We start from the raw sequence: 20,694 nt of genomic DNA on the forward strand, positions 1-20,694 counted from the left end.
GACCCGGCTACCTTGGTTGCGTGCGACTACTGGTGGTGGAGGACGAGGAAGGCCTGGTCAGCGCGCTGCGCTCCGGACTCGGCCGGGCCGGCTATGCCGTCGACACGGCGCTGACCGGCGCCGAGGCGACCGAGAAGCTCGCGACCACGGCGTACGACCTGGCGATCCTCGACATCACGCTGCCGGACACCAGCGGCCTCGACCTGTGCCGCGCCGTACGCCGGGGTGAGATCGAGGTGGCGTCCGGCCGCGAACTGCGGGTGCTGATGCTGACCGCGCGCGCCTCGCTCGCCGACCGGGTCCGCGGGCTGGACGAAGGCGCCGACGACTACCTGACCAAGCCGTTCGCCCTGGTCGAGCTTCTCGCCCGGATCCGCGCGCTGCTGCGCCGCGACGTCACCAACGGCAGCACCCAGCTGCACGTCGGCGATCTGGTCCTGGACTCCTCCCGCCATCTCGCCACTCGCTCCGGCCGCGAACTCCCGCTGACGTTGAAGGAGTTCGGCGTACTGCGGTATCTGATGTCGCGCCCCGGACACGTGGTCTCGGCCGAGGAACTGCTCGAGCACGTCTGGGACGAGAACGCGGACCCGTTCACGCAGAGCGTCCGGGTGACGGTCGGAACGCTGCGCCGCAAGCTCACCCAGGACGGCGAGGAACCCGTACTGGAAACGGTGATCGGCCGGGGCTACCGGCTTCGAGGTGACGCATGAAGATCCCCCGCCCGCCCTGGGCCCAGACGATCCGCTTCCGGCTGACGCTGACGTACTCCGCCGTACTGATCGCGCTCTCCGCACTGTTGCTCGGCGGCGTCTACCTGACGCTGTCGCAGATCCTGGATCCGAAGCCGCTGGACCAGATCCAGGTCAACAAGGTCTACAAAGATGCCGAGGGCAACCTCAAACTCAAGCAGGGCCAGGTGATCCAGGCCGCCGAGATCTCCAGCGTCGAGTCGGCGGTGAACTACCAGACCCTGCAGACGTTGCGGAACTACTCGGCCGCCGGCATGGGCGTGCTGTTCCTGGTCAGCCTCGGCACCGGCTGGTGGCTGTCCGGCCGGGCGCTACGACCGGTACGACGGATCACCGCGACCGCGCAGGAGATCTCGGCAACCGATCTGTCCCGCCGGATCGCACTTGGCGGACCGCAGGACGAGCTGCGGAACCTGTCCGACACCGTCGACGACATGCTCGGCCGGCTGGAGTCGGCGTTCGTGGCGCAACGGCAACTGGTCGACGACGCGTCGCACGAGCTGCGCAATCCGCTCGCGGTGATCCAGGCCAACGTGGACGCCGTCCTCGCGCACGACGACACTCCACCGGAGGACCGGGCCCAGGCGACCGCGATCGTGAGCCGGGCGATCCAGCGGATGACGCGGCTGGTCGAGGACCTGCTCGCCTCGGCCCGCCGGTCCTCGCCGGCGTTCGTCGACGCGGACGTCGATCTCGCCGCGATCGCGGGTGAGGCAGCCGAGGAGTACGAACTGCTCGCGGCCGATCGCGAACTTCACGTCGTACGCCGGTTGTCCCCCGGGCCGATCGCGGCCGGAGACGCGTCGGCGCTGCGGCGTGCGGTCGACAATCTGCTCTCGAACGCGGTCCGGCTGGCGCGCGGCGGCAGTGAACTCGTGCTCGCAGTGGGAAGTCGGAACGGCTGGGCCTGGATCGCCGTACGCGACGAAGGCCCAGGAATCGCGGCGGATGACGCCGATCGGGTCTTCGACCGCTTCTTCCGCGGCGGGCAGCGGCAGCCGCCGGCGACCATCCCTTCGACCGGTCAACGCCGCGCCGGCCTCGGCCTGGCCATCGTCCGCCAGATCGCCGAATCCCACGGCGGCACCGTCGCCCTGCACTCCGAGCTCGGCACCGGCAGCACGTTCATCATCTGGCTCCCCGAGCGCTCCCTCACCAACAGCACCCGCCGTACCCCCACTCCACCCGACGAAGACCCGCTCGGTCCCCGCCCGGGCTCAGGCCAGTAGAGCCTGGTGCAGCGCGTCCGCGTGAGCGGTGAACCAGTGGTTGGTGCGCTGGGTGAGCGCTGCTTCGCCGGTGGTCCAGCGTTGACGGAACCAGGGGTGACCGGTTTCTGCGCCTCGGCGGACGTAGTCCATGCACCAGACGTGATTGTCGGCGGCCGCCTCGACCAGGCGCAGCCGGTCGGCTTCGGACAGACCGTAGCTGTCGGCGAACCGGCGGAACCGGGCGAACGTGCGGCCGCGGCGGGCGTCGTGGATGTCGGCGGCCGGGCGTAGCGGCCCCCACAGCCGGATCGCGGTGGCGACGTCCCACAGCACCGAGCCAGGGCCGGCGAGGTCGAAGTCGATCAGCGCGACCGCGACCCCGTCCCGGAACACGATGTTGTCCAGGTTCGGGTCGTTGTGGCTGACGATGTCCTCGACGTACGCCGGCGGCACCGGCTCGGACCACGTGTAGCCGTCGGGCCGGAAGCCGGCGACCGCCTGGTGATAGTCACGGAGCAACGCCGCGACACTGTCCAGCGCGGCATCCGTCATCGACCAGGCCGGGTACGGCGGCGTCACCGTCTCACCGGGGACGTACGACAGGACCTCGCGACCCTGCTCGTCGATCCCCAGCAGCGTCGGCGCACCCTCGAATCCGACGTCGTTCAAATATTCGAACAGCGCGTGGATGGATGAGCTGTTTCCGCGCAGCGGACGGCGTACGGTGTCGCGGACACGCACCACCAGTCCGCGGTTGGCGGTTCCACCGAGCAGGGGCGTTTCGACCTCGGCCATCGGGTCAGGGTGTCGCCTCGAGCAGTGCTCGTGCAAGAGGGCTGTGGGTGACGAGACCGTTCACCAGGCCGCTGCGGACCGCGGCACGGACCGCGCCGACCTTGGCCAGGCCGTACGGGATCGCAATCACCTCGTCGATCGCGTCCATCTGCTCGGCGTTGATCGCGATCACCCGGTCGGTCACCCGGCTCTGCACCGGTACGCCGTCCGCGTCGACGAACACCCCGGAGATGTCCGCCACCACGCCGCGCCGGAGCAACTGATCACACGCCTTCTCGTCCATCGCGTCGTACAGCGTGGACTGGTCGGCCGCCCAGGACCCGAGCCCGACCACGGCCTTGGTGACCGAGTCGAAGTGGCTGATCGCCTCCGCGACCTCCGGTTGCTGCCGCAGTGCCCGCGCGGTCGCCGCATCCGGAACGACCAGCGGCGCATAGAAGAGGTACGCCGCTCCGCCGGACAAGCGAGCGGTGTGCCGGACGAGTTCCACCGAGTTCGCCTCGACATCTGGTCGGGTCAACGCACCGGTCAACTGGACGACGGGAACGGGAGCGAGTGCGGTCAGCTGCTCGGTCATCGCGGTGACCGCCCGTGCCCACGCAAGACCCAGCACGTCCTCCGCGGTGACGATCTCGGACAGCAGATCAGCGGCGGCCTTGCCGAGCTGCAACCTGAGCGCGGCCGGGTCCTCCTCGGGCGTGTCCACCACGATCGCGCGGCGCAGGCCCAGGGACTCCTGCAGGCGAGCGGAGAGGTCGAGATCGATGGCGCCCGGATGGCTGATCTCGATCCGCACCAGACCGCTGCTGCGCGCCTGGTCGAGCAGCCGGGCCACCTTGAAGCGGCTCAGCCGGAACTCGTCGGCGATCTCCACCTTGGACCGGCCGTCGACGTAGTACCGCCGCGCGATCGACGCGGTCAGCACGAGCTGTGCCGGTCCCCCCGCCATGGGCTCCATGATGCCTCCACAGTCACGGCCGCTCATATGAGCATGACTGCGCACTAGTGTTGCACAGACTCTTGACAGGTCAAGCACGTTCCCGGTTCACTCGTGGAGTGAGCAGAGGCTTGCTCAAATGAGCGGACGACGGTGAGCAGACCAGCGAAGGAGCGGCTCGTGCCCGGACGAAGGCTTATGACTGTCGGGGTCGCACTCCTGCTGAGTGCGGTCAGCGGCTGCGCCGGCTGGGGCGGCGGCGCCGGTGGCGGCGGGACCGACAGCATCAACGTGCTGATGGTGAACAACCCGCAGATGGTCGACCTGCAGCAACTCACGGCCGACAACTTCACCAAGGACACCGGCATCAAGGTGAACTTCACCGTGCTGCCGGAGAACGACGTCCGGGACAAGATCAGCCAGGAGTTCTCCAGCCAGGCCGGTCAGTACGACGTGGCGTCGCTGAGCAACTTCGAGATCCCGATCTACGCCAAGAGCAAGTGGATCGCGCCGCTGTCGGACTACATCACAGGCGACCCGTCGTTCGACCAGGACGACGTGCTCAAGCCGATGACGCTGTCGCTGTCCGGCGAGGACGGCAAGGTGTACGGCGAACCGTTCTACGGTGAGTCGTCGTTCCTGATGTATCGCAAGGACGTGCTGGCGGACAAGGGCGTCACGATGCCGGCCAAGCCGACCTGGCAGGAGGTCGCGGACATCGCGGCCAAGGTCGACAACGCCCAGCCGGGGATGCGCGGCATCTGCCTGCGCGGCCAGCCGGGCTGGGGTCAGATCTTCGCGCCGCTCACCACCGTGGTGAACACCTTCGGCGGCACCTGGTTCACGCAGGACTGGCAGGCCCAGGTGAACTCACCGGAGTTCACCGAGGCGACCAAGTTCTACGTCGACCTGGTCCGCGCGCACGGCGAACTCGGCGCACCGCAGGCAGGGTTCACCGAGTGCCTGAACAACCTGATCCAGGGCAACGTCGCGATGTGGTACGACGCGACGTCCGCGGCCGGATCGCTGGAAGCGCCGAACTCGCCGGTCAAGGGCAAGATCGGCTACGTCCCGGCGCCGGTCGTGAAGACCGACAGCTCCGGCTGGCTGTACGCGTGGTCGTGGAGCATCCAGGAGGCCAGCAAGAAGAAGGACAACGCCTGGAAGTTCATCTCCTGGGCCTCCGGCAAGGACTACGAGACGCTGGTCGGCGAGAAGCTCGGCTGGTCCCGCGTCCCGGCCGGCAAGCGGGCCTCGACGTACGACAACCCGTCGTACCTGAAGGAGGCCGCGGCGTTCGCGACGCCGACCAAGGAAGCGATCGAGACCGCCGACCCGCGCAACCCGGGCACCCAGCCGCGGCCGGCGATCGGGATCCAGTTCGTCGACATCCCGGAGTTCCCGGACCTCGGCACGCAGGTCAGCCAGGACGTGAGCTCGGCGATCGCCGGGCGGATGAGTGTGGACGAAGCGCTGAAACGCGGGCAGGAGCTCGCCGACGACGTCGCCGAGCGGTATCGCTCGCGCGCAGCGAAGTAAGGGGAGCCGGTCATGTCCGTCGACGCAAAGCCTGACACCGAGACGCGTCCGGGGCGCCGCCATGCGCCGCCGCCGGGATCCGAGGGCACGATGATGCGCAAGGCCGGCGACTGGGCCCGGCGTGCGCCGTTGATGCCGGCGCTGGTGTTCATGATCATCGTGACCCAGCTGCCGTTCGTGGTCACGATCATCGTGTCCTTCATGGACTGGAACGCCTACTACCCCGACGAGCGCGGGTTCGCCGGCATCGACAACTTCCGCCGGGTGCTGACCGACTCGAACACCCGGCACGCGATCTGGGTGACGGTCGTGCTCACGGCCGGCGTCGTCCTGCTCAGCCTGGTCCTCGGGCTGCTGATCGCGCTGCTGCTGGACCGGAAGTTCCGCGGCCGGGGTGCGGTCCGGACGATGATGATCACGCCGTTCCTGGTCGTGCCGGTGGCGGCCGCGCTGCTGTGGAAGCACGCGCTGTACAACCCGACGTACGGCCTGTTCAACGGCGTGCTGAAGTGGATCTTCGGTGACAACGCGCCGCAACCGGACTGGATCAGCAACCAGCCGTTGTGGTCGATCATCTTCGCGCTGGTCTGGCAGTGGACGCCGTTCATGATGCTGATCCTGCTGGCCGGCCTGCAGAGCCGTCCGCTGGACGTGATCGAGGCGGCCGGGATCGACGGCGCGAACCAGTGGGAGATCTTCCGGTACATGACGCTGCCGCACCTGCGGCAGTACCTGGAACTGTCCGCGCTGCTCGGCTCGATCTACGTCGTCCAGAACTTCGACGCCGTCTTCACCATCACGTCCGGCGGCCTCGGGACGGCGAACCTGCCGTACACGATCTACCAGACCTTCTACACCGCGCACGACTACGGCCGGGCCTCGGCCGCGGGCGTGATCGTGGTGATCGGCACGATCGTCATCGCGACGCTCGCGCTGCGGTCGGTGTCCACGCTGTTCCGAGAGGAGACCGGACGGTGAATGAGCGAAGCGAATTCACAATCAAGCACAGTGCGCTTGGTGCCTCATCGGCGCCCGGAGCGAAGCGAGGACGACGATGAGTTCGCAAGTGACAATCGTGACCGGGCGGAAGAACCGGGGCGGAGGGTTCGTCCTGAGCGGGGTGGCCTGGATCGTCGGCATCCTGTTCGTGCTGCCGGTGCTGTGGATGTTGCTGACGTCGTTCCACTCCGAGGAGGACGCGGCCAAGAACCCGCCGGACATCGCCGCGCCGCTCACGCTGGACGGCTACCGGGCGTTCTTCGACACCGGTCCCTGGCCATCGATCGCGAACTCGCTGACCGCGAGCATCCTGTCCACCGCGCTGGTCATCCTGCTCGCGTTCCCGGCGGCGTACGCGCTGTCGATCCGGCCGGTGAAGAAGTGGACCGACGTGATGTTCTTCTTCCTGTCCACCAAGATGCTGCCGGTGGTGGCCGGCCTGCTGCCGATCTACCTGTTCGCGCAGTCGGTCGGATTCCTGGACAACATCTGGCTGCTGATCATCCTCTACACCTCGATGAACCTGCCGATCGCGGTCTGGATGCTGCGCAGCTTCCTGTCCGAGGTCCCGGTGGAGATCCTCGAGGCGGCCTCAGTCGACGGGGCGTCGCTGTCGCGGACGCTGCGGTCGGTGGTCGCGCCGGTGGTGACACCGGGGATCGCGTCGGTGGCGCTGATCTGCTTCATCTTCAGCTGGAACGAGTTGCTGTTCGCCCGGGTGCTGACCGGCACAGTGGCGCAGACGGCTCCGGTGTTCTTGACTGGGTTCGTGACCAGCCAAGGATTGTTCCTCGCCAAAGTCTGTGCCGCGTCCATCGTGGTGTCGTTGCCGGTGCTGATCGCCGGGTTCGCCGCCCAGGACAAGCTCGTCCAGGGTCTGTCGCTGGGGGCGGTCAAGTGACAGCACTGACCACCACCGCATTGGATGCTCTGGGCAACGACGTCCCCACACCGGGCTACGACCGTACGGCGGTGAAGCCGGGCATCGTGCACTTCGGTGTCGGCGGCTTCCACCGGGCCCACCAGGCGATGTACCTGGACCGGCTGATGAACGACGGGAAGGCCCTGGACTGGGGCATCGTCGGCGTCGGCGTACTCCCCCAGGACAGGAGGATGTACGACGTCCTGTCCACGCAGGACCACCTGTACACGTTGGTGATCAAGCACCCGGACGGGACGCTCGAGCCGCGCGTGATCGGGTCCGTCGTCGGTTACCTGTTCGCGCCGGACAACCCGTCGGCCGTACTGGACCGGCTCGTCGATCCGGCGACGCGGATCGTGTCGCTGACGATCACCGAGGGCGGCTACAACGTGAACCAGGTGACCGGCGAACTGGACACCTCCGACCCCGCGCTGGCCGCCGACCTGGAGCCGGGCGCGACGCCGGGGAGTGTCTTCGGGTTCATCGTCGAGGCGCTGGCGCGCCGGCGGGCGGCTGGGGTGCCGCCGTTCACGGTGATGTCGTGCGACAACATCCCGGGCAACGGTCACGTCGCCCGGAAGATGCTCGCATCGTTCGCCCGGCTGAAGGATCCGGAGCTCGCCGAATTCCTGGAGACCGAGGTGCGGTTCCCGAACTGCATGGTCGACCGGATCACGCCGGTGACCACGGACGCCGACCGGGCAGCGCTGGCCGAGCGGTTCGGGGTCGAGGACGGCTGGCCGGTGGTGTGCGAGCCGTTCACCCAGTGGGTGCTCGAGGACGACTTCGGTGGCGTCCGGCCGCCGTACGAGGATGTCGGCGTACAGATCGTGGGTGACGTCGAGCCGTACGAGCTGATGAAGTTGCGGCTGCTGAACGCGAGCCACCAGGCGCTGTGCTACCTCGGCTACCTGGCCGGCTACCGGTACGCGCACGAGGTGTGCCAGGACAAGCTGTTCGTCGACTTCCTGCTCCGCTACATGGACGACGAGGGGACGCCGACGCTGCCGCCGGTGCCCGGGGTCGACCTGGATCGGTACAAGCACCAGTTGGTCGAGCGGTTCGCGAATCCGGAGGTCCGCGACACCCTGGCCCGGTTGTGCGCGGAGAGCTCGGACCGGATCCCGAAGTGGCTGCTGCCGGTCGTCCGCGAGCAACTAGCGGCCGGGCGGAGCATCACGCGGTCCGTGCTGGTGGTCGCGTCGTGGGCCCGGTACGCCGAGGGCGTCGACGAGCAGGGCGAGCCGATCGAGGTGGTGGACCGGCTGCGCGACAAGCTGGTCGAGCGGGCGCAGCACAACCACGAGGACCCGCTGGTGTTCATCTCGGACCCGGATCTGTTCGGTGAGCTGGCGTCGGACGACGTGTTCGTGACGCAGTACACCGCGGCCTTGAAGTCGCTCCACGAGATCGGCGCCCGCGCCACTCTCGAAGCCCTTTAGTCTGGACGTCATGACTGAAGCCAGGCTGGTTGCGGGTGTGGACTGTTCCACTCAGGCGACCAAGGTCGTTGTGTGCGATGCCGAGACCGGCGCCGTACTGCGGGAAGGCCGGGCACCGCACCCGGACGGGACCCAGGTGGATCCGGCCGAGTGGTGGAAGGCCTGGGAGATCGCGTCGGACGGACTGCTCGACGGGGTCGAGGCGATCTCCGTCGGCGGACAGCAGCACGGCATGGTGCTGCTGGACGAGGCCGGCGAGGTCGTCCACCCTGCCGTGCTGTGGAACGACACCAGCTCCGCCGACGCGACCGTCGAGCTCGTCGAGGAGCTCGGTGGGCCGGGTGCGTGGGCCGAGGCGGTCGGGTCGGTCCCGGTGCCTTCGTTCACTGTGACCAAGCTGCGCTGGGTGCGGGACGCCGACGCGACTGCTCCCGGCGACGCGGCACGGCGCGAGGCCTCGGCCCGTGCGGCGGCAGTCGTGCTGCCGCACGACTGGATGACGCATCGGCTGGCGGCCGATCGGCACGGCATCGAGGGCATCACCACCGATCGCGGTGACGCGTCGGGCACCGGATGGTGGTCGCCGGCGACGAACAGCTATCGGCCGGACCTGGTCGAGCTCGCCTTCGGCCGCTCGCTGAAGCTCCCGCGCGTGGCCGGTCCGGCGGAGATCGTCGGCCACACCGCGTCCGGCGCCGTACTGGCCGCCGGCACGGGAGACAACGCAGCAGCCGCGCTCGGCCTCGACCTCCAGCCGGGTGACGTCGCCGTCTCCCTCGGCACGAGCGGTACGGCGTTCGCACGCTCGACCCATCCGACCGCCGACCCGACCGCCCTGGTGGCCGGCTTCGCGGATGCCACCGGTGAGTATCTCCCGCTCGTGTGCACGCTGAACGCCGCCCGCGTCCTGTCCGCGACGGCCGAACTGCTCAGCCTGGACCTGGACGCCTTCAACGAGGCCGCTCTGACGTCGTCCGGCAGCAACGGGCTCGTCCTACTGCCGTTCCTGGACGGCGAGCGTACGCCGGACCTTCCGCACTCGACCGGTCTGATCTACGGCCTCACCCGCGCCACCGCCCAGCCCGCGACCATGGCCCGCGCCGCGGTCGAAGGCCTGCTGTGTGGCCTGGCCGACGCTGTCGACGCCCTCCGCGCTCAGGGCCTCCCGGTCCACCGCGTGCTCTTGCTCGGCGGCGCCGCCCGGTCCCGTGCGGTCCAGGCACTGGCCCCCGCACTGTTAGGCGCCGAGGTGATCCTCCCGGAGCCGGCCGAGTACGTCGCCCTGGGCGCTGCCCGGCAGGCGGCGTGGGCACTGTCCGGTGCCGATGCCCCACCGACCTGGCACGTCCCGGTCAGCAAGCCCGAGCCGTCGGTGATGTCCGACGCCGTGGCGGCGCAGGTCCGCGCCCTCTACGGCCAAGTCCTGACCAACACCGTCCCGCTGCTGTCCACGCCGTACAACCGATAGCTCCCCGGCCCGGGGAGTGACCGGGGTGTGGCGGAGAATGTGGCGGTGAGTTCGCGTGTGGTGTTGCTGGCCGGGCCTTCCGGAGCAGGGAAGTCGCGGCTGGCCGAACTGGTCGGGCTGCCCGTCGTCCGGCTCGACGACTTCTACCGCGACGGCGACGACGAGGCGATGCCGCGCTCCCCGCTGGGCATCGTTGACTGGGACGACCCACGTTCCTGGGACGGCGACCGCGCGGTCGCAGCCCTCGAGCAGTTGTGTACGACGGGCTCCGCCGAACTCCCGATCTACGACATCGCCGCGGACGGCACGGTCGGTCACCGCCCGGTCAGCACGGCGGGATCGCCGCTGATCATTGCCGAAGGCATCTTCGCCGACCAGATCACCGGCCGGCTCCGCGATCGCGGCCTACTGGCCGCCGCCATCTGCATCCGGCACCACCGGCTCGTCACGTTCGCCCGGCGGTTCCAGCGTGATCTGCGCGAACACCGCAAGCCGCCGTTCACCCTGCTCCGCCGCGGCCTGCTGCTGCTCCGCGACGACCCCCAGGTGGTCCGCCGCTGCATCGAAGCCGGCTGCGAACCCCTGCACCCGAAGGCCGCGAGACGCCGGATCGAGACGCTCCTCACCGAGTCGCGATCCCTGTGATTTGCGAGGCGTTCGCCGTTCGTTCACTTTGCTCTGATGACATCTGGCCCGGAGACCTTCTGAAGCTCTCGGGGGCGAGAAGCCGGACGGAGAAACACCGTGACGCGGACTGCGCCAGGCGTTGCCGCTGTAGTGACCGCACTCCTGCTGGGGGTGACCGGCTGCGGGAGCGACGCCGGAGCCACGGTCGGCACCGTGCAGACCCCCGCCGCGAAGTCCTCGGGGGCCGCGGTGCAGAAGGCGCCGAAGAGCGCACTGGCCGGGCTGGTCGTCCTGCCCCGCGGATACGTTGCCGATCCGCGCAGTGCCGCCGGGCCGTTCACCGCGACCACGTTCCTGGCCAACTGGTCCGCCGTACCCGCGGTCGATCGCGCGCTGCTGCTCAACGCCGGCTTCGTCGACGGCTACCGCGCGTCGCGGATCAGCGCGGACAAGAAGAAGCAGTTCACCGTGCAACTGTTCAAGGCGGCCTCCGCGGCCAAGGCGAAGACCTTGCAGCAGGGCTTCTGGGACCAGGACACCCACGAGCACTCGTTCGGCGTACCGGGCGCGCTCAGCGACGCCAAGGTCCAGTACGACGGCGGCACCGGGCAATCCGAGGCGATCGCGGAGGTGAGCTTCGTGGTCAACACCCTGGTCGTCCAGCTCAGCGTCCGCCAGGCCAGTGCCCTGGGCACCGATCCCAAGCCCGACACCGCACTGCTCAAGGCCATCGCCAGAGAGCAGCGCGCCCGCCTCACCACCAGCAAGAGCTGACCGCCGGCCCGGACCGGGCCGGCGTGCTCGTCAGCCTGCGTGGCGGGAGCGCGGTGCCGTTGCGGGCAGGATGTCCTCGATCAGAGCCTCGGTCTCGGGGCTGAGGACCAGTCCGTACCGCTGGATGCGGTCGCCGAGGGCCTCGACGATCCGCTCGGCTGCCGCCGTACCGCCGTACCGGAACTCGGCGGTCAGGAGGTCACGCCACAGCAGGTCGGAGCTGTCGGCAAGACGCAGACCGGCCTGTACGGCGCTGACCGCACCCGCCGGGTCGTCCGCGTTCATCGCCAGCTCCCACAACCGGTGCGAGGCGTCGACGACGACGTCCGGCACCAGCCGCTCGAGATGCACCCGGGCGATCCATGAGTAGCCGCCACGGGGACGGCCGCTGAGGAACGCGCCACGCACCAGATGCAGGCCACGACGCAACAACTCGCGCTCGTCCCGGACAGTCTGGGCGGTCCGGCTGCGTCGGGCCAGTTCGGTGAAGCAGTCCCAGTCGACAGCGACCTCCGGACCCAGCATCAGCCGGCCCGAGGCGTCCTGGCGCAGGTGGTGGCCGCCGACGGTGTCGGTGCCCAGCCACTGGCGCACCCGCTCCACGGCACCGTCCCGAACCTCGGGGGTGACGCCACGCGGCCAGACCGAGGCACCGAGCACGCTCGGGTGCACTCCGCCGGGGTGCAGGGCCAGGAACGCCACGATCTCGGTGGCGAGCGGGACCCGCTCCGCCTCCAGCCGGTTGGGCGCCCGGACATCCAGCGGTCCGAGGACGCCGATCCGCACGGTCGCGGTCGACCAGCTCGAGTCGTCGCCGATCCGGCCGCTGCTGGGGAGCCGGACCCGGCTCGGTCCAGTCGGCGTCGGGGTCGGAGTCCGCGCGGCACCCAGCAACTCGGTGAGGGAGTCGACGGTCGGCTCGGACAGTCGGCTGGCCGACAGCGTCAGGCCGAGCGCGGGGATGCGCAACGTGCCCGACTCGTCCACCCGCAGCTGCCACCGCGCACCCGGCACAGCACCGGCGACCATCAGACCGAACCCGGCCCGCGTCCGCGCCGCCAGCGCGCCCAGCCGGTTCGCGGTGTCCTCACGCGGAGGTGCACCGAGTACGACGTACTGCGGGGCGGCGTCGGCCGAACGGCTCACCCGGCCGGCCAGCACCTCGGTCTCCACCGTGCCCCGCTCGAGATCCGGGATGACCGCTTCGATGTCGTCGACCACCCGCAGGCGCTCGCCCAGCACGTCCTCGATCGCCTCCGGCAGGCCGGAGGTCGTCACGCGCAGCATGTCGGTCCACGGGTTGGTCGCCAGCTGGACCGCGACGGACGTGGCGACCTCGCGGGCCACCACCGGGTCACCCTCCAGGCTCAGCGCACCGCTGGCCGCCTCGAGGTCGACCAGAACGTCCCGGTCGTACTCGTCCCGGCCCAGGCAGACCAAGGCGGGGAACGGCGCGGGGCCGGAGCGGTCGGTCGGGATGTCGGTCCCGGAGATCCGCCAGCGCCGGCCGTTGTCGATGTCCTGCCACGGCGGGGGCGGGTTGCCCTGGGCCGGCGCGAGCAGCAGCTCGACGCCGTCGTCGTCGACCAGCGCACCGAACAGTGGCGGCAGCGGTTGTCCGGCTGCCTCGCACTGACGCACCAGCGCCCGCATCACACGGTCGAGCGCGTCGGAGCGCTCGGGATCGGCACCGACCCGCAGCGCCACCTCGGCTGTCGTGGCCGTTGCCTCCGGGTCACGTCCGCGCCGCCGGTACCGCTCGATCAGCAGCAGGCCGAGCAGGCCCGCGCCGACCAGTCCGCCACCCAACAGGTCGGCAGGCAGCCGCCAGCGCGAGTCCTCCTGCGCGTCGCCGGCGTGGACCGCGTGGTGGTCCCCGGCGGTCGTCGTACCGGCTTCTTCGCCTTGCTGGATCGTCGGAGTCTGGGCTCCCTGCTCGACCGTCGAACCGGACTCGGTCGTGGTGGGATTGCCGGGCTGCTCGGTGTGCGTCGTCACCGTGGCCGGCGGGGTCGCGGTCTCCAGCGGCACCCGGCTGACGCCGACGGCGTCCTCGGGCATGATCAGGTCCCACCCCGGCATGATCAGCCGGGCCAGGTGCAGGTGACTGCCGTCGGGCTGGACCCGCTCCTTGTTGAGCTCGTAGATCTCCTTGTACCGGCGGCCGTCACCGAGGTGCTTCTCGGCGATGTCCCAGAGGCTGTCGTGGTGATGCCCGACCGGTGCCTTGACCGTGTAGACCTTCTTACCGGCCAGCGGATTGTTCTGGTTCGTCGCCACCGTGGTGGTCGGAGCTCCGCCGAAGCGGTTGTGGTCGACCTGCGCGTTCTCCTCCGGCGCGGGCTGCTGCTGCGTCGTCGCGCTGATGGTGACCTGGGACTTGTTCTCCGTCGACGCGCTGGAACCGTGACCGGTCGCCGCCGCGGCCTGGCCGGCCGCGATCCCCGTCAGCAGCAGAGCGCTGACGAGGATGCGCGCGAGTCGCTGGCTGCCACCGCCGAGCGGGACCGCCACCGGCACACCACGGCCACGGACGGCACTGGCCATCTCGGCGATCACGCACACGACGAAGTGCAGCCAGGCGATCCACACCACGGCGCGCAGCACCGTGAGCAGTGCGTCCACACCGATCGGTGCGGTCAGGTCCTCGCGGCTCGGCCAGCCCGACGGCAACGGCGGCGGGCCGGTCAGGACCCACAGGGCCATCGGTACGCCGATCACGAGTAGCAGGAGTGCGAGCGCGGCGAGCGCGGTCTGTCCGGCCGAGCGTGGTTCCGGCGGCTTCGGCTGGTTGAAGCGCGACGGGTCGGGTGGGCTCGCGACGAATCGGCCGGCCTTCTGCTGAGTCATGGGTGTCTCCTAGCCGATTCCGGTCTCGGGCTCGGCGACAGCGGTGCCGTGCACATCGAACTTGTTGATACCGACCAGACCGAGGATCGCGGTGTCGACTGTGGTGTCGGCGGATACGGTCACCTGGTTCCCGTTCACGGTGACCCGGATGTTGGTGTAGCCGCGGCCGGCGAGGAAGTTGGTGGCCACCGCGCGCGCCTGGCCGGAGTCGACCACCAGCTCGCCGCGGTCGCGCAATGCGGCCACGTCGATCGCGTTGGCACCGGCGCGAGCGGCCTGCTCGGCGTCGTCGGTCAGCCGGCTGCGCTGGTTCAGGGCGAGGCCGCCGTCGACGACGAGCCCGGCGCCGACCAGCAGGACGGCGGCGAAGCCGAGCATGAAGACGGTGGCGGATCCACGCTCACCACGCGCCCGCCCGCGGGCGGCGACGCGGTGGCGGAGCCGCCGGAGCAGCCTGTTCATCCGGTCCTCCGGTACAGATCGATCGGGGCCGAGCTCTCGATCGTGACGGTCTTCGACCCGGGCAGCCCGATCAGGCCCAGGCCGTCGTACGAGACCTGGCAGGTGATGCTGACGGTGATCGTCCCGCCGGAGACGAAGTTTCCGCTCAGGGTGGCGTTCTGGCACTGGCCGACGTCCTGCAGCTGGGCGTCGGCGGTGTCGACGGCGGTGGCCCGGGCAGCCCCCTCTGTCCGCTCCAGGCTGGCCGCGCGGACCGCGTCCCGGCTGGCCGCCTCGATGTCGCCGCGGACCGCGACGTACCGGCCGCCGGCCACGACGAGCATCATGAAGGCCATCATCACCGGCGCGAGCAGCACGATCTCCACCGCCATCGAACCGCGGTCGGTCCGGCGACGGCGGAGACGACCGGAGAGACGCCCTCTCGGGTCAGTTGTCCGCACGGAACTCCTCCAGTGGTCCTTGCACGACCTGGGTGACGGTCGGTGGATCGAGGAACGGCGTGATCTTCTGCGCGTGCCCGGTGACCTCGACCCGCACCTGATCGGCGCCGACCGGTGTCACGGTCACCTGCACGTCCTCCAGGATTCCCTGGCCGATGTGGTCGGTGTACGCGCGACCGGCCGCCTCCGCCTTGCCCCGGTCGAGCGAGGTCCGGGCCACTCGGGCCGCCTCCCGCGCCGCGGCCGAGGCCGCCTGGTTGCCCAGGTAGATCAGCGAGAACTGGATGGTCAGGAAGATCGCAAGCATCAGGATCGGCGCGTACAGAACCAGCTCGACGCTGCTCGCGCCGCGCTCGTCCCGCCGTGCACGGGTGCACCTGCCCCGGATCGCCCGGGCCCACCGCCGAACCGTCATCGCCGTCGGTCAGCCCAGGTCCAGGCTGTCGGCCTTTTTGGTCAGCTTGTCCAGGATGATCTTGCCGACGGCCAGCGCGACGCCGATGAGCAGCGCCGAGATCAGCACCCACTCGAGCGCCGACGCACCACCCTCGAGCCGGCGGGCACGCTGGATGCGCGCGGCGATGAAGACCCGCATGAACATGACGGTCGGGTTGTTGGGGTTGAGCATCATCATTTCCCTCCTCGGGGACCGGTGGGACGGTTCACAGTCCGACCACCCGGGCAACAGCTGGATACGTCAGGAAGAGCAGGAAGCCGACACAGAGCAACATCTGGGCCATCAGCATGGACTGGGACCGCGCCTGGGCACGGCCTTCGGTGTCGGCCAGTTCGCGCCGCCGCATCGACACCGCACGGGCGACCAGTGAGTCCCGCACCTTGGCGCCGTCCTCGGCGACCAGGGCGAGTGCGGCCGACAGGTCACGCAGTTCGTCGATCGCGAGTTCGTCACCGAGCTCGCCGAGCGCCGCCCACGGGGTGACCCCCTGCAGCCTGGCGGTCTCCAACGTGTCCCGGATCCGGACGAACGCCCAGCCGTCGCTGATCCCGGATGCCGACGACAACGCCTCCGGCACACCGCGGCCACCGGCCAGGTTCATCGCGACCAGGTCGAGGAAGGCGCTGACCACATGGCGGAAGTCACGGCGCCGGTCCGCGGCCTTGGTCCGTAGCTGGAGCGTCGGCAGGATGGCACCGACGACCGCACCGACGATCCCGAGCCAGATCGGCACGAAGCCCGGCAGGCCGGCGCCGACGATGCTCAGCGGAATCAGCATCACCGTCGGCGCGACGAAACCCACCACGGCGCCGACCAGGCTGGTGGCCAGATGCGTCTCCAGCGACCGGCCAGCGATACCCAGGTCGGCCGAGAGCGACACCGGCACCCGGATGCCCCGCGCCTCGAGCGCCCGGCGCATGCCGGAGCCCAGCCGCCGCATCCGCAGCGACTCCTCCTGGTGCCGCCGGTCGGCCGTGAGGCTGACCTCGTTGCGGTACCGGCGCATGTCCGCGTCGAGCTGCAACAGGCCGGCCGCACCACTGGGCGCGGAGTTGCCGACCAGACGGATCAGGACCAGCACACCGAGTCCGGCCAGAGCGCCGCCGAGCATGACCAGCGTCATCCGCGACCACCTCCGTCCGGCACCCGGTCCCGGGCATGCAGGAAGCGCTGCGGAGTCTCGAAGCTGGCCAGCCGGCGCAGCCACAGGAAGCCGACCGCGAACAGCCCGAGGATCATCATCAGCACGAGCTGACCCAGTGCCGTCGAGTACGGCTCGACGTACTTGCGGTTGAACAGCGACAGGCCGAGCACGAACGCCACGGTCACGACCATGACGATCTGCACACTGCGCCGGGTACTACGGCGGCCGGCGTTGACCCGCTGCCGCATCTCGACGGCCGCGCGGGCCGACTCCGACAACGAGCTCAGTACGTCGCGCAGGCCCGGGCCACGCAGACGCGCGTTCAGGATCAGCGCGGCGACGATGAGGTCGACACTGGAGTCGTTCATCTCGTCGGCGAACCTTTGCAACGCCTGCGGTAGTGGGACACGCACCCTGAGACGGTCCGCGAGTGCGGTCAGTTCCGTCTGGATCGCGGGAGATGCCGCGTACGCCGTCGCCGGGATCGCCTGCTCGAGGCCGACCGCACCGGCGACGGTGTCACGCAGGGACTCCGTCCAGGCCGCGAGCCCTTCCAGCCGGGCGATCGCCTTCGACTCCGCAGCCGCGCCACCGAACAGGGCCGGCCAGGCGAAGGCCAGCGCCCCGGTCGCCGCGGCCGCGACAGGCCACTGGGTCAGCAGCAGCACCAGCAGCGCAGCTCCGACCGCGATCGGGAGCCGCGTGCCCGCAGTCCGCAGATGCGTGACGATCGATGACGGCCCCCGCATCACCTCGGGTCCGGTCTGCGGGATCAGCGCCCAGACGAGCATCAGGATCGCGCCGCCGACGACCGCACCCAGCAGCACGATCAGCATCAGGTCCAGGGACGGGACGGTCACGACGCCCACCCAGCCGGAGCGCTCGCCTGGTAACCGGCCGCCTGGAGCTCGGCCAGGCAGCTGATCGGCGCGGCCGCCTGGACCATGCCGTCCGGCCCGGCCTGGAAGATCTCGCTGGACAGCACCCGGCCGTCCACACCGTTGACCTCGCGGACCGAGGTGATGATCCGGCGCAGCCCGCCGCCGGAGGAGAAGTCGTTGCGTCGTTCAACGAACACGACGAAGTCGATCGCGCCCGCGATCAGCATCATGGTGGCGTCGGCCGGCAGCCGCTCGGCCGACTGGATCGCGTAGGTGCAGATGCGGTTGAACACCTCGAGCGACGAGTTCGCGTGGATGGTCGACAGCGAGCCGTCGTTGCCCTGGCTCATCGCGTTCAGCATGGTGACGATCTCGTCGCCGAGCACCTCACCGACGATGACCCGGCTGGGGTTCATGCGCAGCGACCGGCGGACCAGCTCGGCCATCACGATGGCGCCCTGGCCCTCGCTGTTCGGCAGCCGCTCCTCGGTGGCCAGCACGTTCGGGTGCAGGTCCTCGAACTCGCCCAGGCCCAGCTCCAGCGAGCGCTCGACCGTGATCAGGCGCTCGTCCGGCGGGATCTCGTTGGCCAGCGCCCGCAGCAGCGTCGTCTTCCCGGCGTTCGTGGCGCCCGCGATCATGATGTTCTTGCGGGCCGCGACGGCCGCGGACAGGAACGACGCCAGGTCCGGCGTCATCGTGCCGTACTCGATCAGCATCTCCAGCGACACCCGGGTCAGCCGGGCGCGACGGATCGAGACCGACGGACGGGGGCAGACACCCATCAGCGCCGACAACCGGCTGCCGTCGGGCAGCCGCAGGTCGAGCTGCGGGTTGGCCGAGTCGAACGGCCGGCTGGCCAGGCCGGAGTACGCCGCCAGCGTCTGGATCAGCTCGACCAGCTCGTCGTCGGACTCGGCGACCGGGTCGCCCAGCTCCTCGCGGCCGTCGGCGAACCCGATGAAGACCCGGTCGCACCCGTTGATGTCGATGTTCTCCACCATCGGGTCGTCGAGCAGCGGCTGCAGCCGGCCGACGCCGAACAGTGCGGCATGGATGCCGTCGGCAAGATCATGCTCCTCGGACGCTCCCGGTGGGGTCCGGCCGGCGGCGATCTCGGCCCGGGCGTGCGTCTCCAGCACCCGGCCGACGACCGCCCGGGCGAACTGGCGCTCGTCCTCCGCGGACATCTGCGGCAGGCCGTTGGCGGCGTCCTCGCGGCGTTGCCGGGCCAGGACCTCGGCGACCTCTTCACGGAGGCGGCGTACCAGTGACTGGTCCATCAGGCGACACCCCATTCCGCGTTCTGTGACGCCGGCGCCGGGCGGCCCAGCCGGTGCAGCCGCTCGGCCACCTCGGCACCTGACCGCACCAGCAGCGACTTACGCGCCCGGTGGCCGTCACCCAGCCGGATGGCCTCGGCGGCCTTCTCGTCCTCGGCGATGATGCCCAGCACGGAGACCGGCAGCCGCGAGCGCTCCAGGATCGACTGCACGTCCCCGGCCACCCGGCCGTCCCGGTACGACGCGACCAGCGCGACGCCCACCGGGACCGCCTCGTACTGCCCGAACTGGAGCACGTCGGCGAAGCTGTGCAGCCGCTCCCGCAGATGCGCGAGCCCCTCGACCGTCGGACGGGCCACCATCAGTACGGCGTCCGCGTTCTGCAGCACCGGAACGGTCGCGGAGCCCGGCATCAGCCGGCCGCAATCCGCGATCACGTCGCGGCCCTCGGGGTCCGAGCGCAGCAGGCGGGCCAGGTGCAACCACGCCGGGCCGAGGCCTTGCACCTGGCTCGGCGACGTCACGCCCGTCAGCACCTGCAGGCCGCCGGAGACGCGCTGGACGTGGTCGGTGAGCAGCGCCTCGCCGCTACCCCGGCGGACGCCGGCGCCCAGCGACAGCAGTCCGCGATCCGGGTCGAGCGGCGCACCGGCCTCGTCGCGGTACCGCAGGGCGACATCGCCTCCGGCCGGGTCGAGGTCCGCCAGCACCGGCTCCACCGGCCACGCGCCGGCCAGGACCACAGATGTCGTGGTGACCCCTGGCGAGCCCTTCGCCGAGGCGATGACGTACAGGCCCATCTACTTGTCTCCCAGTGACGAGCCGCTCTTCAGCAGCGCGACCGCGATCCGGTTGTTGCCTGAGGCATCGGTAATTGCCTTGACGTCGCCCCGGTCGACCAGCATCGTCGCGGTCTGCGCGTCGGCGGTGTCCTTGCCCAGGCCACTGCCCTCGTCGGCCGATTGCGGCGAGTCCAGCACGACGGCCTCGCCCAGCTCGGCCGGCGGCGTGTTGCCCTGGCCGATCCGGATCAGCTGGACCTCGTCGCCGGGCATCAGTCCGGTGGCCGGCACCCGGCCGTCGAGCAGGACGACGCCGACCGCGGCCTTGTCGTCGGAGATCGGGGAGGACTTGGTGGTCTGCAGGCCGTCGAGCAACTGGCCCTTGACCAGGTTGACCTTGGCGTACCTGCCGAGGATCTTGTCGACGTCGTCGGCGGGGATCAGGTTCAGGTTGTCACCGGAGACCCGGGTCTGGGCCAGGTCCTCCTTGGTGATCTTCGAGCCGACGCTGACGTCGCGCGCCACCTGCACCACCGCGACCCGCTCGTCCATCCGGACCGCGAGCACACCGGCGATCAGCGCACCGCCGACGATCAGCAGAGCCGCGAGCGCGGCGAGCGTCGGCCGGCGCCGTTTCGACGCGGTCGGCAGTCTGCCGCCCGGAGTACGGTTCGAGGCTCGGTTGGCACGCTGGCGCTGCCGGTCGACCATCTCGGTGCCGGTGGTGGACATCTGCCCTACTTCCTTCTGGATCCTTCGCGGGCCGTTCCGGCACCGGATTCGGCGCTAAGCCCTCGTCTGGCAGCCTCTGACCCTACCGCCTGTCCGGGGTCATCTCGCACCGGACCCGAGGTCCGGAACCGGGCACCCTCAGCACCCTTGATCTTACTCTCCGTCATCGATTTTCGGGGTCATCCGAACGGTGAACC

General features: G+C 70.0%; 21 protein-coding genes. 9 read left to right on the plus strand and 12 right to left on the minus strand.

Translation table 11 applies throughout. From position 1 onward, the window contains the following. Window positions 1-20 precede the first annotated feature (20 nt). On the plus strand, window positions 21-713 hold the full coding sequence (locus E0H73_RS07800; RefSeq protein ID WP_131352811.1) for a response regulator transcription factor: 693 nt from the start codon (window positions 21-23) through the stop codon (window positions 711-713). Further along, window positions 710-1,981 carry a sensor histidine kinase gene (locus tag E0H73_RS07805; RefSeq protein ID WP_131352812.1) on the plus strand — a complete coding sequence of 424 codons (1,272 nt, stop codon included), beginning with the start codon at window positions 710-712 and terminating at the stop codon, window positions 1,979-1,981. Before E0H73_RS07800 ends, E0H73_RS07805 begins: the two co-directional genes overlap by 4 nt. Here the strand turns inward: E0H73_RS07805 and E0H73_RS07810 are convergent. Beyond that, window positions 1,970-2,758: a phosphotransferase gene (locus E0H73_RS07810; RefSeq protein ID WP_131352813.1), complete on the minus strand. Its 789-nt coding sequence runs from the start codon at window positions 2,756-2,758 to the stop codon at window positions 1,970-1,972. The genes E0H73_RS07805 and E0H73_RS07810 overlap by 12 nt on opposite strands. 4 nt (window positions 2,759-2,762) lie before the next feature. Beyond that, window positions 2,763-3,707, minus strand: a complete 945-nt coding sequence (locus E0H73_RS07815; protein ID WP_202867248.1) for a sugar-binding transcriptional regulator — start codon at window positions 3,705-3,707, stop codon at window positions 2,763-2,765. Window positions 3,708-3,893: 186 nt separating this feature from the next. Between E0H73_RS07815 and E0H73_RS07820 the strand changes: the two genes are divergently transcribed. The 7 genes from E0H73_RS07820 (at window position 3,894) to E0H73_RS07850 (ending at window position 11,466) form a co-directional block, all read left to right on the plus strand. Continuing rightward, window positions 3,894-5,234, plus strand: coding sequence for an ABC transporter substrate-binding protein (locus E0H73_RS07820; RefSeq protein ID WP_131352815.1), 1,341 nt, complete (start codon window positions 3,894-3,896; stop codon window positions 5,232-5,234). Between the two features lie 12 nt (window positions 5,235-5,246). Then, window positions 5,247-6,212, plus strand: coding sequence for a carbohydrate ABC transporter permease (locus E0H73_RS07825; RefSeq protein ID WP_131352816.1), 966 nt, complete (start codon window positions 5,247-5,249; stop codon window positions 6,210-6,212). Between the two features lie 76 nt (window positions 6,213-6,288). Continuing rightward, complete coding sequence (locus tag E0H73_RS07830) at window positions 6,289-7,134, plus strand: carbohydrate ABC transporter permease (protein WP_131352817.1); 846 nt, start codon at window positions 6,289-6,291, stop codon at window positions 7,132-7,134. Next, window positions 7,131-8,597 carry a mannitol dehydrogenase family protein gene (locus E0H73_RS07835; RefSeq protein ID WP_131352818.1) on the plus strand — a complete coding sequence of 489 codons (1,467 nt, stop codon included), beginning with the start codon at window positions 7,131-7,133 and terminating at the stop codon, window positions 8,595-8,597. Before E0H73_RS07830 ends, E0H73_RS07835 begins: the two co-directional genes overlap by 4 nt. Before the next feature lie 10 nt (window positions 8,598-8,607). After that, window positions 8,608-10,065 (plus strand): FGGY family carbohydrate kinase, encoded by a 1,458-nt coding sequence (locus tag E0H73_RS07840; RefSeq protein ID WP_131352819.1) that lies wholly within the window; start codon window positions 8,608-8,610, stop codon window positions 10,063-10,065. A 45-nt stretch (window positions 10,066-10,110) separates the two neighbouring features. After that, window positions 10,111-10,710 carry a uridine kinase family protein gene (locus E0H73_RS07845; RefSeq protein ID WP_131352820.1) on the plus strand — a complete coding sequence of 200 codons (600 nt, stop codon included), beginning with the start codon at window positions 10,111-10,113 and terminating at the stop codon, window positions 10,708-10,710. A gap of 99 nt (window positions 10,711-10,809) precedes the next feature. Then, window positions 10,810-11,466 (plus strand): hypothetical protein, encoded by a 657-nt coding sequence (locus E0H73_RS07850; protein WP_131352821.1) that lies wholly within the window; start codon window positions 10,810-10,812, stop codon window positions 11,464-11,466. A 30-nt stretch (window positions 11,467-11,496) separates the two neighbouring features. Here E0H73_RS07850 and E0H73_RS07855 read toward each other — a convergent pair whose 3' ends face one another. The 10 genes from E0H73_RS07855 to E0H73_RS07900 are packed head-to-tail and all read right to left on the minus strand — an operon-like array spanning window position 11,497 to window position 20,497. Continuing rightward, entirely contained in the window at window positions 11,497-14,316 is a 2,820-nt protein-coding gene (locus E0H73_RS07855) for a BTAD domain-containing putative transcriptional regulator (protein WP_131352822.1), read from the minus strand. 9 nt (window positions 14,317-14,325) lie between these two features. Beyond that, a complete protein-coding gene (locus E0H73_RS07860; RefSeq protein WP_131352823.1) occupies window positions 14,326-14,778 on the minus strand; it encodes a TadE/TadG family type IV pilus assembly protein in 453 nt (150 codons plus the stop codon). Next, window positions 14,775-15,149 (minus strand): TadE/TadG family type IV pilus assembly protein, encoded by a 375-nt coding sequence (locus E0H73_RS07865; protein WP_131352824.1) that lies wholly within the window; start codon window positions 15,147-15,149, stop codon window positions 14,775-14,777. Before E0H73_RS07865 ends, E0H73_RS07860 begins: the two co-directional genes overlap by 4 nt. A 55-nt stretch (window positions 15,150-15,204) precedes the next feature. Continuing rightward, the gene (locus E0H73_RS47915; RefSeq protein ID WP_131352825.1) at window positions 15,205-15,633 is read right to left on the minus strand and encodes a TadE/TadG family type IV pilus assembly protein; all 429 of its coding nucleotides are present in this window, start codon (window positions 15,631-15,633) and stop codon (window positions 15,205-15,207) included. A gap of 9 nt (window positions 15,634-15,642) precedes the next feature. Next, the gene (locus E0H73_RS07875; RefSeq protein ID WP_238163881.1) at window positions 15,643-15,849 is read right to left on the minus strand and encodes a hypothetical protein; all 207 of its coding nucleotides are present in this window, start codon (window positions 15,847-15,849) and stop codon (window positions 15,643-15,645) included. Between the two features lie 31 nt (window positions 15,850-15,880). Further along, window positions 15,881-16,798 (minus strand): type II secretion system F family protein, encoded by a 918-nt coding sequence (locus E0H73_RS07880; protein WP_131352826.1) that lies wholly within the window; start codon window positions 16,796-16,798, stop codon window positions 15,881-15,883. Continuing rightward, entirely contained in the window at window positions 16,795-17,679 is an 885-nt protein-coding gene (locus E0H73_RS07885) for a type II secretion system F family protein (protein ID WP_238163882.1), read from the minus strand. The genes E0H73_RS07880 and E0H73_RS07885 overlap by 4 nt, the downstream gene beginning before the upstream one ends. Beyond that, window positions 17,676-18,983 (minus strand): TadA family conjugal transfer-associated ATPase, encoded by a 1,308-nt coding sequence (locus E0H73_RS07890; protein ID WP_131352827.1) that lies wholly within the window; start codon window positions 18,981-18,983, stop codon window positions 17,676-17,678. The genes E0H73_RS07885 and E0H73_RS07890 overlap by 4 nt, the downstream gene beginning before the upstream one ends. Further along, window positions 18,983-19,783: a CpaE/TadZ family protein gene (locus E0H73_RS07895; RefSeq protein WP_131352828.1), complete on the minus strand. Its 801-nt coding sequence runs from the start codon at window positions 19,781-19,783 to the stop codon at window positions 18,983-18,985. The genes E0H73_RS07890 and E0H73_RS07895 overlap by 1 nt, the downstream gene beginning before the upstream one ends. After that, the gene (locus tag E0H73_RS07900; RefSeq protein WP_131352829.1) at window positions 19,784-20,497 is read right to left on the minus strand and encodes an SAF domain-containing protein; all 714 of its coding nucleotides are present in this window, start codon (window positions 20,495-20,497) and stop codon (window positions 19,784-19,786) included. Window positions 20,498-20,694 lie beyond the last annotated feature (197 nt).

The organism is Kribbella pittospori, from assembly GCF_004331465.1.
Taxonomy (GTDB): domain Bacteria; phylum Actinomycetota; class Actinomycetes; order Propionibacteriales; family Kribbellaceae; genus Kribbella; species Kribbella pittospori.